At 31.0% G+C, this 12,891-nt stretch carries 10 protein-coding genes; 3 read left to right on the top strand and 7 right to left on the bottom strand.

From position 1 onward, the window contains the following. Nucleotides 1-188 precede the first annotated feature (188 nt). Nucleotides 189-896 (top strand): UTRA domain-containing protein, encoded by a 708-nt coding sequence (locus O3801_RS06445; RefSeq protein WP_371454441.1) that lies wholly within the window; start codon nt 189-191, stop codon nt 894-896. Between the two features lie 677 nt (nt 897-1,573). Here the strand turns inward: O3801_RS06445 and O3801_RS06450 are convergent. The 7 genes from O3801_RS06450 to O3801_RS06480 form a co-directional block, all read right to left on the bottom strand. Then, nucleotides 1,574-2,923: a glucose-6-phosphate isomerase gene (locus tag O3801_RS06450; protein WP_060914007.1), complete on the bottom strand. Its 1,350-nt coding sequence runs from the start codon at nt 2,921-2,923 to the stop codon at nt 1,574-1,576. Between the two features lie 24 nt (nt 2,924-2,947). After that, nucleotides 2,948-3,931, bottom strand: a complete 984-nt coding sequence (locus O3801_RS06455; protein ID WP_294683099.1) for a gluconeogenesis factor YvcK family protein — start codon at nt 3,929-3,931, stop codon at nt 2,948-2,950. A gap of 4 nt (nt 3,932-3,935) precedes the next feature. After that, nucleotides 3,936-4,796 (bottom strand): RNase adapter RapZ, encoded by an 861-nt coding sequence (gene rapZ / locus O3801_RS06460; RefSeq protein ID WP_294683098.1) that lies wholly within the window; start codon nt 4,794-4,796, stop codon nt 3,936-3,938. A 185-nt stretch (nt 4,797-4,981) separates the two neighbouring features. Then, a complete protein-coding gene (locus tag O3801_RS06465) occupies nt 4,982-7,465 on the bottom strand; it encodes a transglycosylase domain-containing protein (RefSeq protein WP_371454442.1) in 2,484 nt (827 codons plus the stop codon). A gap of 290 nt (nt 7,466-7,755) precedes the next feature. Further along, nucleotides 7,756-10,392 (bottom strand): pyruvate, phosphate dikinase, encoded by a 2,637-nt coding sequence (ppdK, locus tag O3801_RS06470; RefSeq protein ID WP_371454443.1) that lies wholly within the window; start codon nt 10,390-10,392, stop codon nt 7,756-7,758. Between the two features lie 60 nt (nt 10,393-10,452). Next, nucleotides 10,453-11,262 carry a pyruvate, water dikinase regulatory protein gene (locus tag O3801_RS06475; RefSeq protein WP_371454444.1) on the bottom strand — a complete coding sequence of 270 codons (810 nt, stop codon included), beginning with the start codon at nt 11,260-11,262 and terminating at the stop codon, nt 10,453-10,455. A gap of 1 nt (nt 11,263) precedes the next feature. Further along, entirely contained in the window at nt 11,264-11,881 is a 618-nt protein-coding gene (locus tag O3801_RS06480; protein WP_294683094.1) for a CBS domain-containing protein, read from the bottom strand. A gap of 251 nt (nt 11,882-12,132) precedes the next feature. Here O3801_RS06480 and O3801_RS06485 point away from each other — a divergent pair, with 251 nt between their 5' ends. Beyond that, nucleotides 12,133-12,732, top strand: a complete 600-nt coding sequence (locus O3801_RS06485) for a hypothetical protein (RefSeq protein ID WP_371454445.1) — start codon at nt 12,133-12,135, stop codon at nt 12,730-12,732. 15 nt (nt 12,733-12,747) lie between these two features. Next, nucleotides 12,748-12,885: an LPXTG cell wall anchor domain-containing protein gene (locus O3801_RS06490; protein ID WP_048803180.1), complete on the top strand. Its 138-nt coding sequence runs from the start codon at nt 12,748-12,750 to the stop codon at nt 12,883-12,885. Nucleotides 12,886-12,891: the final 6 nt, after the last annotated feature.

Genomic DNA, 12,891 nt, shown 5'->3' on the forward strand with positions numbered 1-12,891 from the left:
TATTAATCAACAATAATTATTATAATAAAACACTTACATTTTGTCAACACATTTATGTAATTCTTTTTATTTAGTTATGTAACCTATACGTAAATGTTCGGAACACTATAAAACTTTTACATATTTCTTGATTTTTAATCCTTGTACATTTATAATAATATAGATAAACTTTGAGAGGTTAATAGTAAATGAGCAAATACAAACAAGTCTACAGAGACTTAAAAGAAAAAATTGACACTCGAGTATATAAACGTAATACTGAATTACCGAGTGAAAATGAGCTAGTTAAAGAATATGGTTATTCTAAAGATACTATCAGAAAAGCTCTATCATTATTAGAAATTAATGGTTATATTCAAAAAATCAAAGGTAAGAATTCTTTAATTCTTGGTCATGGTAGGATTAAAAATAACTATCTTGGAAATATTAAAACATCTTCTGAACTAAATATCGATGGAAAATACGAAATTAAAACTTCTTTAGAATCCCTTTATATCATTCAAGGCGATAAAAAGATAATGGATATTTTCGGATCTGACGAAGATAATGATTTTTACAGAGTTAGTCGTAGTAGATTAATAAACGGCGAACGACTAGAATACGAAGTATCTTATTTCGATCGTAAACTTGTTCCATTTATTAACAAAGAAATAGCTGAATCTTCTATTTATAAATATTTGGAAAAGGAATTAGGACTAAATATCACACAGTCAAGACGTGAAATTTCATTTAGATATGCTACTGAAGAAGAAAAACAACATATGGACTTAGGTGAATATAATATGGTCGCTGTTGTTGAGAGTATCACATATTTATCAAATGGAAATATACTACAATACGGAATACTAACATATAGACCAGATAAATTCACATTTGTAACTATGGCAAAAAGATAAAAACGACTCGTAAATTACGATTTTATTAGAATCGAATTTATAGAGTCGTTCTTTTTTTTGTTTTTAATTTTAAACTATCCTTACTGTTTTAATTGTAGCTTGCGACACCTTCATATCTTTTGTTATCTCAAAAGGATATTCCGGTTAGAAGGAGTGACTCAAAAATCGTGATTTCGAAGAAATCGATTTTGTCGAGTCACCCTCGCACAGTTTATTAGATATCTAAAAAGCTTTTATAGAGCGAATTTAGATATCAATAAACCACTGCGTCTATGAGTTTTCATGAAAACTATTTTTAAACCTAGTACTTTTGAGTCTGTACCCTCGCTGTGAAACACAAAAGTGTTTCACTTCAGCTACTACAAAACAGTAAGAAAAATATAAACTTGATTAACAAATCAATTTATTAATATTTAACTAGTATTATTAATTTTACTCAAATATTTTGTAATGGTGAAAATGGAACTTGAAAAGTTCCATCGGTAAAATTAAGACTAGAGGCCTAATTTTAAGGTGTAATATCCACTTTAATTGTCTAAATGACAATTAAAGTTAGATGGAACCGTCCGCCACCATACTTAAAATATTTGAATAGTAAAATTAAATTATCTAAATATACATAAAAAAAAACTGATAAAGGAAAATTATTCCTCTATCAGTTTTTATTTTATTCGAGATTATTTTAATCTTTCTTCTAATTCTGCTTTTAAGTCTTCAAATCCTGGTTTTCCAAGAAGAGCAAACATATTTTTCTTATACGCTTCTACTCCTGGTTGGTCAAATGGATTTAGACCTTGCATGTATCCAGAAATACCTACAGCTTTTTCGAAGAAGTATACTAAGTATCCGAATGTAAACTCGCTCATATCTGGAAGTTCTACTACAAAGTTAGGTACTCCTCCATCAGTGTGAGCAAGAAGAGTTCCTTCAAATGCTTTAGTATTTACAAAGTCCATAGTTTTTCCAGCTAGGTAGTTAAGTCCATCTAAGTTATTTTCAGCTTCTTTAAGTTCAATATCTTTATTTGGAGATTTAACTTTTAAGATAGTTTCAATTAGAATACGACGTCCTTCTTGAACATATTGTCCCATAGAGTGAAGATCAGTTGAGAAGCAAACGCTTGATGGGTATAATGCTTTTCCATCTTTACCTTCAGACTCACCGTAAAGTTGTTTCCACCATTCGTTGAAGTAAACCATTGATGGTTCATAAGAAACAAGAATTTCGATTAGTTTACCTTTTTGTTGTAGTACGTTACGCATTACAGCATATTGGTAAGCAATGTTAGTACTTAAATCTGGTGAAGAAAGTTCATCTTGAGCTAATTTAGCTCCAGCCATCATTTTATCAATGTCAATTCCACTTACAGCAATTGGAAGTAACCCTACTGCAGTAAGAACTGTGAAACGTCCACCGATATCATCAGGTACTACAAATGTTTCATATCCTTCATCATCAGCTAATGATTTTAATGCTCCACGAGCTTTATCAGTAGTAGCGAAGATTCTTTCTCTTGCTCCTTCTTTTCCATATTTCTCTTCAAGTAATTCTTTGAAGATACGGAATGCAATCGCAGGCTCAGTAGTTGTACCAGATTTAGAAATTACGTTTACAGAGAAATCTTTTCCTGTAGTTTTTAAGTAATTCACTAACTCTTGAGTATAACTTGAAGAAATAGTGTGACCTACGAAGAAGATTTGAGGAGTTTTTCTATCTTTTTCATAGAAGTTATAGAAACTATCATTAAGCATTTCAATTGCTGCACGAGCTCCTAAGTAAGATCCACCAATTCCGATAACAACAAGTACATCAGAATTTCCTTGAATTTTTTTACTAGCTTCTTTAATTCTAGCGAATTCTTCTTTATCGTAGTTAGTTGGTAAATCAACCCATCCTAAGAAGTCACTACCAATTCCAGTTTTATTGTGTAATTGATCGTGAGCAACTTTCACATAACCTTCCATATTTTTCACTTCTTGTTCGTTAAAGAAGTTAAGTGCTTTCGAATAATCAAATTTTAAGTGCATTTTTGGTTCTCCTTATTTGTTTTCTCACCTTTTATTATAAATCATTGTTGGCTTATCGTCTATAATATAATCGTAAATTAATTCAGAAACTTTGTCTGCATTGTGTCTAATCGTATTATTATCAACGATTCCTACATCATTATTTTTTATTAATTTTATTCCCAACTCTTCAATTTTCTCTTGATCGATTTTGACCGGTTCTTGTTTTTCTTTGTGATATTTCGATAAAATACTATCATCAAACTCACGTGAATTAGCAATTACTAAGTCAAAAATATTCTCTTCTACATGTTTATTTATCGCAACTATATGGTCTGAAACTGTATAATTATCTGTTTCTCCATGTTGAGTCATAACATTACAAACATATATCTTCTTAGCATTACTTTCTCTTATTTTTTCTGAAACCTTAGATATTACTAAGTTAGGTATTATAGAAGTATATAAACTTCCTGGTCCCATAATAATATAATCGGCTTCTTCTATTGCCCTAAGCACATCTTCATTAGGTTTAACTCTAGAAGGAGTAATGTATACATGATCAATAACTCCTCCAGCTTTTGTAATAGAAGATTCTCCTCGAATAATTTCTCCATCTGATAATACAGCATTTAATGTCGCTATATCATTAGTAGTCGGCAAAACAGTTCCACGTACATTTAAAATTCTACTCATAACTTTTACCGCAGTAGAAAAATCACCATGAATATCAGTCATAGCCGCTATCATTAGGTTCCCAACAGGATGCCCTTTAACTTCTCCACTATCAAAACGATATTGAAACATTTTTTCTAAATACGGTTCAACATCAGATAACGCTGCAATAACATTTCTAATGTCTCCCGGTGAAGGAATATTCATATCACTTCTAATCTTACCAGAACTTCCTCCGTCATCTGCTACTGTTACTACAGCAGTTATCTCAAGAGGATATTTCTTTAATCCTCTTAAAAGAACAGACAAACCAGTTCCTCCGCCAATAGTAACTACTTTTATTTTAGTTCTCATTTTCCTACCTACCCTTATTAATATCGCGATGTTCTAAATACACCCTATATCCTAATTTCGAAATATCTTCATGTAATTTTCTAGCTACACTTACAGAGCGGTGTTTCCCACCAGTACATCCTACTGCAATAGCAACTTTATCGCGACCCTCATATTGATACTTATCTACCATAAACTTCATAAGCTCTAAATATTTATCATAAAATTCCTGAGTAACTTCATCCTCAAAAACATAATCATATACTTCACTGTCTTGACCAGTTTTTTCTCTTAATTCGTTTATATAGAACGGATTTCGCAAGAAACGAACATCGACAATATTATCTGCATCTATTGGAACCCCATATTTGTAACCAAAACTTGAGATTGTAATATGATAACTATCTTTCTTCTCAATTCCAAAGTCTTCTAGTATTTTTTTCTTCAGATCCTTTACAGAAGTATTTGTAGTATCATAAATATAATTCGCAATCCCTTTGATATCATTCATATCTTTTCTTTCTTGCGCTATACCTTCAAGTAAACTAAATTCTGTAGATAAAGGATGATTTTTTCTAGTTTCTTTATATCTATTTACCAAGACTTGATCATCACTATCTAAAAACAAGATTCTTACATCAAAGTACTCATTTTGTTGTAGTTTTTTTAATAATTCTTTTAAATCAACAAAAATATGTTTACTTCTTATATCAATACTTATCGCTGTTTTATCAATATCTTTTTCTTCTATTATTCTTAAAAAATCTTCTACAACTAATCCAGGTAAATTATCTGTACAAAAATACCCTTGATTTTCAAAGACTTGTAATGCTGTATTTTTCCCTGCTCCACTTATTCCTGTAATTATAACTAATTTTTTCTTCATAGCTTCACATCCATCTTTATAATAATATAAGTTTTATGGAATAATATATTCTGTTAAACAAAGAACAAATAAACTGCTCCATTTCTATATTGTACACCATTTCTAATTTTTTGTGTAGTATTTTAAAATATCAATAAAAAGAAAACTACTGTAAGAAAATAATCTTACAGTAGTTAAGAGACTAATTATCTCGTATTCCTATTTGTATTGTTATTAACACCATTATTTACTCCATTATTGTTTCTTGTACCTGGAGTCGCAACAGTATTATTGTTGTTTCCTCTTGATGATGAATTATTGTTGTTATCATTTGATGTATCGTTTTGATTATTATTTGAATTATCATCATCAGAATTATTATTACGATTATTGTTGTTATCGTTGTTATTCTCACGACTTCTTTCTTCTTGCTCACGTTTGTTTTGTTCTTCTATTTGACGACGCTCACTTTCTGTAATAATCTTAACTCCTCCATTTATAGAACCAACATTTCCTGGAACCGTAAATCCTTTTGGAGGATGAATTCTTACAATATTTTGCATATTAATTCGATACAACGCTTGTGTCTTCTGAGTATCATCTTGAGTCATATACTTAGTAGGACCATCTATTGCATCAAATCCTTGCCATACAGCCATTGTATAGTTACTAGTGTAACCTATTGTCCAAGAATCTTTAGAATAGTTGTTTATATCGAAACCGTATTTCTGAGCTTCACCTTCTCCGAAAGTAGTAGTACCTGTTTTAACCGCCATATCAGCTCCACTAATACGAGCATTAGCTGCAGTTCCATTAACTACGTTTCTTAGCATAGATGTCATGATGTATGCTGTAGAGTCTTTTATAACTCGTTTTCTATCATCTGTACTGAAGCTTTTCACTTCAGTTCCCTCACTATCATATACTTTCTTAATAGCTTTAGGTGTTGCATAGTATCCACCATTACTAAACGGAACATAAGCACCTGCCATTTGCAGTGGTGAGAATCCATCACTACTTCCTCCAATTGGAGTAGTAATTGAATCATCAGTAATATTCATTCCAACATTAGCAGCATATTGTTTTACTCTATTAAATCCTACTTCTTGGTAAGTCTTAATAGCTGGTATATTATATGACCATACTAATGCATTATTAATAGTTATATTACCGTGGAATTGTCTATCCCAGTTTTGAATTTGTGAACCTTGAATCTTAGTATCATTAACAGTATGATCAGATCCCCAGTTTAAGTACTCAATCGCAGGTCCATATGCAAAAATCGGTTTAATCGATGAACCAGGTTGCAGTTTCGCTTGAGTAGCAATATTAAATCCATGGAACGTTTGTTTTTTACCACCATATAAAGCAGCAATACCACTATTTTCATTATTTAATACAACCATTGCAACGTTACTTGCTTGTTTTATTCCAGCATAGTTTGCATTAACACTTTCAGTTAAAGTGTCTTGAATCTTAGAATCAAAGTTTGTATAAATTTTAAGTCCTAAGTTTAAGACATCTCCTTCATAGTCTTTGTATTCTTTACTGTTTTTCAATTCATTTACAATTTGATTCATGTAAGAAGTATATTTAGAATCGAACTCACTTGATAGTAATACACGTTCACTTTCATCACGCTCTATTATTCCTGATAATACATCTGTTTTTTGAGCAGCTTGTGAATCAGCTTCTGATATTTTTCCATGATACTGCATTAAGTATAACACCGTATCACGACGCGCCTTAGCAGCCTCTGGATTATCGTAAGGATTATAAGTATTAGGGTGCTGTGGCATTCCCGCTAAAAGAGCCATTTGAGGAAGAGTAAGTTGATTTAATTCTTTCCCATAATAATATTTCGCAGCGGTTTTTAAGCCGTAAACCCCATCTGAATAGTAGATTCTATTTACATACATTGTAAATATTGATTCTTTATCATAGTTTTGCTCAAGTTTATATGCAAGGTATGCTTCTTGAACTTTACGTTTTACACTCTTATTATCGTCAAGGAAGGTTCTCTTAATCAATTGTTGAGAAATAGTTGATGCCCCTTGTGAACCAAAACCACTAGTTAAGTTTGACACAACTGCTCCTACTAGACGTCTAAAGTCTACCGCACCATGTTCGAAGAATCTATTGTCCTCTGTTGCTAAGATAGCATCTTGCATTTTTTGTGGTATATCCGCAGTTTCTAAATTCTCACCAATTTGGTTACCTAATTTCGCCACCTCATTGTTATTTGTATCATAAACAATTGTTCTTGAATTATTATCTAAGATTTTAGAATCAAATGCCGGTGCTTGGTATATCCAGAACACACATAATAAGAAAATTGATATAATAGCAACACTTGCTACATATAAACCATACCTAATAATTTTCATCCATAATGCTTTATTGTTCTTTTTAGAATTTGGATTACTTATTCTATTTGGACCTGTCGGTCTTCTCGGACCTCCTGTTCTTTTTCCTCTATCAGGTTGCTGAGGATTTTGCGGCTGAACAGGACGATTTTTCCCTTGTCCGCTTCTTCTCATTATTTCTTCATTTGTTAATGGCCTTCTTGGTTGACCATTGTTCGTTGGATTAGTATTTTCTCTAGATATATATCCACCTGGCATAACACTCTTTCTTTCGTGAGAGTGTCTATCTCTTCTTGATAACCGATTGTTATTATTTTCTGCCATAGTATATCCTCTCTTTTTTATATATTTAAACTTTCACTTTATTCATATTAATTTTTCATAATAAAATGTCATAATATACTACATTAATTTTAATGTATATTGGGAAAAAAATCAATTTACTTTGCATATATTAACTATTATTTAACAATATTGTAACATAAGCCAAGCTCTTTCAATTATATGCTTAATAATTAATATCAAATTTAAATAATTTACTATTATACTCTAAAGCTCATTATAATACATAAATAAAGAAGCTATCTTGAGTCGATAGCTTCTCTATAGAAATTTTATTTATTTACTGCTGCTTCAATATTTTTTATAGCTGCCTTAGCTGCCGCAATTCTAGCAATAATTACCCTATATGGTGAACATGATACATATCCTAGTCCTATTTTTGAGCATAGTAAGATTGATCTTTCATCTCCACCATGTTCTCCACAGATTCCAAGTTTAATACCTGGTTTAGTAGCTTTTGCTTTTTCAACCGCAAGTTTCATAAGTTCTAGTACTCCACTATCATCAAGATGAACAAATGGATCTGACTCTAAGATATTTTTTTTCTTATAAATATCAATGAATTTTTCAGCGTCATCTCTAGAGTAACCAAATGTTAATTGAGTTAAATCATTAGTACCGAAACTGAAGAAATCTGCATGTTCTGCAATCTTATCTGCAATTAGACAAGCTCGTGGAATTTCAATCATCGTTCCTACTTTATATTTGAAATCTGCATTGTACAATTGAATTTCTTTTTCCACAAGTTCAACGATTTGTTCTCGTAATACTGCAAGTTCTTTTTCTAAACCTACTAAAGGAATCATAATTTCAACATTTACTTCAATACCTTCTTTGCGAGCTCTAATTGCTGCAGAACTAATAGCTTTCGCCTGCATTAAGTAAATTTCTGGATATGTAATCCCTAGTCGACAACCACGATGTCCCATCATAGGATTGAATTCTGCAATACTAGCTATTTTCGCTTCTAATTGGTTAACACTCACACCTATTTCCTCGGCAATAAGTTTTACAGTATTTTCATCTTTTGGTAAGAATTCATGAAGCGGTGGATCTAACAGTCTTATATTAACAGATTTACCTTTAGCTTCTTTGAAAATCCTGTAGAAATCTTCACTTTGAATTGGTTGTAATCTATCTAAGAATCTAATTCTCTCATTAGTATCACTTGCTAAAATCATTTTCCTAACTAGACTAATTCTATCTTCTTCAAAGAACATATGCTCTGTTCTACATAATCCTATTCCTTCAGCTCCAAACTCAAAAGCAACTTTAGTATCAGTTTCATTATCTGCATTTGCTAGTACTTTAAGTTCTCTAATTCCATCAGCCCATCCTAAAAGTTTATTGAATCTATCACTAAATTTAGCATCAACTTTATCTACTTCACCAAGATACACTTTACCACTACTTCCATCTACTGAGATTGTATCACCTTCATGTAATGTTACCCCAGAAATTTTTAGAGTTTTTTCAGCATAATTAATAATCATATTTTGGCAACCACAGACACAACATTTACCCATTCCTCTCGCTACCACAGCAGCGTGTGATGTCATACCGCCACGTAAAGTTACAATAGCTTCCGAGCTAATCATACCTTCAATATCTTCTGGAGAAGTTTCTTCCCTTACTAAAATAACAGGTTTTGTTTTCGCCGCTTCTACTGCTTCTTGTGCTGTGAAATAAATACTACCAACTGCTGCTCCAGGTGATGCTGCTAACCCTTGAGTTAATTGTTTAGCTTCTTTTAATGATTTTTCCTCAAATGTAGCATGAAGAAGTTTATTAATTTCTTCTGTTCCTATTCTTAAAATCGCCTCTTCTTTAGAAATTACACCTTCTTCCGCCAATGATACCGCAACTTCAACTACTGCATTTGGTGTTCTTTTTGCATTTCTTGTTTGAAGAATATACAATCTACCATCTTCTATAGTAAACTCAATATCTTGCATATCTTTATAGTGTTGTTCTAATTTTTTAGAAATTTCAACAAATTCTTTATATAAATGTGGCATATCCTCTTTTAAGACACTAATATTTTTAGGAGTTCTTATACCAGCTACAACATCTTCCCCTTGTGCATTAATTAGGTATTCACCAAAAAGTTCATCCTCTCCAGTTACAGGGTTTCTACTAAATGAAACACCAGTACCACAATTATCTCCCATATTACCAAACACCATAGCTTGAATATTTACAGCAGTACCAAGTTTATCACTAATATTGTGTAATCTTCTATAAACTTTAGCACGATTATTATTCCATGATTTAAAAACAGCTTCAATAGCTAGCATAAGCTGCTCTTTTACACTCATAGGAAACTCACGACCTACTTCTTTTTTATAGATTACCTTAAACTCTTCAACAATATTGAATAAATCTTTCTCATTTAATTCGCTGTCTTGCTCGTAGCCATTAGCATTTTTAACTCTAGTTAAAACTTCCTCAAACTTATATTTTTCTACATCCATAACAACGTCTGAGAACATTTGAATAAATCTTCTATAACTATCATATGCAAAGCGATAGTTATTATTTTTCTTAGCTAATGCTATAGTAGTTTCATCATTTAATCCAAGATTTAAAATAGTATCCATCATTCCTGGCATAGAAAATACTGCGCCACTACGAACAGACACTAATAAAGGATTATCTATACTTCCTAATTTTTTCCCAATATTTTCTTCTAAAATTTCAAGTTGTTCATTAATCTGTTTTAAAATCTCAGGTTTAATTCTTTCCCCATTCTCATAATAACTATTACAACTTTCTGTGGTAATAGTAAAACCAGGAGGAACACTAATTCCTAAACCTTTCATTTCTGCAAGGTTTGCTCCTTTTCCTCCTAATAAAGATTTCATATCTTTGTTTCCTTCGCTGAAATTATAAACATATTTTTTTGACATTTTAAGATCCCCCTATAAAATTTTATTATTCTATAAAATTTCGTTTTATATTATTTTTGTTTAAACCTCTTGGCCTCTTTCTCTCATAATCCCAATTATTAATTCAGCTGTCTCCTCTACAGCTTTATTTTGAACGTCTATTATCGGACATCCAAGTTTTCCCATAATCTCTAGAGCATATTCTAACTCTTCAAAAATCTGGATTTCATCTGTATAATCCGAATTTCCAACTACCCCTAGAGTTTTTAGTCTTTCTTCCCTCAACTTATTAAGTTGTTCTACCGAATTTGTTAAACCAATTACTTTTCTTTTTACTTCATATAGTTGTTCTGGCAGTATTAAATCTTGAATAATAGGAACATTCATAACTTTTATATTTCTATTTGCTAAATATAAACTTAATGGTGTTTTAGAAGTTCTTGATACACCTAAGATTATAACATCTGCTTCTTTTAGACCATTTATATCTTTCCCGTCATCATACTTCACAGCGAATTCTAAAGCATCTATTCTCTTGAAATACTCAGCTCCCATCTTTCTATTTAAACCAGGATTTCCTTCCGCCTTTACTCCTAATTTTTCTTCGAAAGTACTGAGCATTTCACTTAATAGATCTATAACTTTTATATTTTTTTCTAACCCTTTTTCTTTCACATAGCTTGCTAAAGCACCATCAACTAAAGTTTGCACAATTACATCTCCATCATTAACATTGGATATAATACAATCTACTTTTTCTTTTGTACAAACATTCGAATTCTTAAGTACTTTATATTGTTTATTTTCATAAGAAAATTGCACTAATGCTGCATCTACTACATCTTTTGCAGTATTTCCTATAGAGTCAGAAATTATATGTACAGTTAACATATTATCCCTCCAATATTTCTAATAATAACTTAATTAATGTAGTTTTCGATATTTTCCCGACGATTACCTTACCATCCTTTTCATCCCTTACAACAGGTAAGCAATCAATCTCATGTAAAATTAATTTTCTTAATGCATCAGTAACTAACTCATCTTCATATATGTATATAACATTCGGAACACGTGTCATTGCTAATACTATAGGAAGATTTTGTCCATCAGCATTTCTAGATAATTTCAGCATATCCTTTCTAGATGTTACACCAGCAAGGTGATTATTCTCATCTACAATAAAAATAGTCCCTACATCATAAATAAATAATTTTGATAATACCTCAGAATAGTTCGCTGTACTTTTAGCTGTTATCGCTATTCCCATTACATCTTTAACTAATTTACTTTTAATTTCCTCGCGTACTTCTCCTGGTGAAAAGTTATAATTATAGTAATATCCAACATTAGGTTTTGCTTCCAAAATTTCTAACATCCCTAAGACCGCAAGATCATTTCTTAAAGTAGATTTCCCCAAAGAAAGCTTTTCTGCAATTTCATCACTCGTTATCGGCTCAAAATTCTTTACTATTTCAATTATAGCTTTGTGTCTTTCCGTAAGTTTCATTGTTCCTCCTTCTTGTATCATAATTTTTATTATACAATATGTTACACATTAATTCAAGCGTTATCATTAATTAATGTGTAATAATATTTTTAATATATTCAGTTATTTACTTTTAAATTAGATATATTATGTGATATTAATAACATTTATTACCAAATTATTAAAATAGAGTTACTCGATATCTATTTTATTTAAATTTAAATATTTATATGTTATAATTAATCTAATAATATATTGAGGGGAAAAATTGTATGTCAAAATTATCAAAACTATTCGCAATCGGTACAGGAATAGCCGTTGCTAACTATTATTCAAAAAATCCAAATAAAGTCGAAGAACATGCTGAATATGTTAAGAAAAAATCTAAAGATTACTATGGTTATACACGTTGTATGATTCGCTACACTAAGAAAAACGGTGTTGAAGAAGCGGCAATCTACCTATACAACGACCTAGTAAAAAATCTTAAAAAAGCTAAAAATGCTTTAGAGAATAAATACAACGATGCTGTTGATTACGGAAAAGAATTATCTAATAATGTAACAGATATTAAAGGACATGTATCTAACGTAAAAGAATACACTGCAGAAGTTAAAGAAAATCTAGGGGATGCTAAAAAAATCGTTGAAGAATTAAAACCTTCTGTAGAAGCTTATAAAGAAAAAGCACTTTCTTCTTTCGAAAAAATTAAAGATCAAGTTTCTAACATCAAAAAAGACGTTGACGAATCAAATGTTCAAGAAAAAGTTGAAAATTTCTCTAATAAATCAACTGAAACTTTAGAATCAGTTAAAGAACGCGTTGAGACTGAAGTTCTAAACAAAACTCCTGAACAAAAAGAAGAAAAATAATAACGAGGATTTAAGATGAATCTACTATCACTAAATACTCTTCCTAACACAGGAGAAGCGGTTAAAAATTATGGTGCATACATTGGTATAATCATAATAATCGCTATAATTTTCTTCCTAATCTGGAGAAAAAAGAATAATAAAGACGATTAAAAACTC

Origin of the sequence: Gemella sp. 27098_8_149, assembly GCF_041433745.1 — a bacterium.
Taxonomy (GTDB): domain Bacteria; phylum Bacillota; class Bacilli; order Staphylococcales; family Gemellaceae; genus Gemella.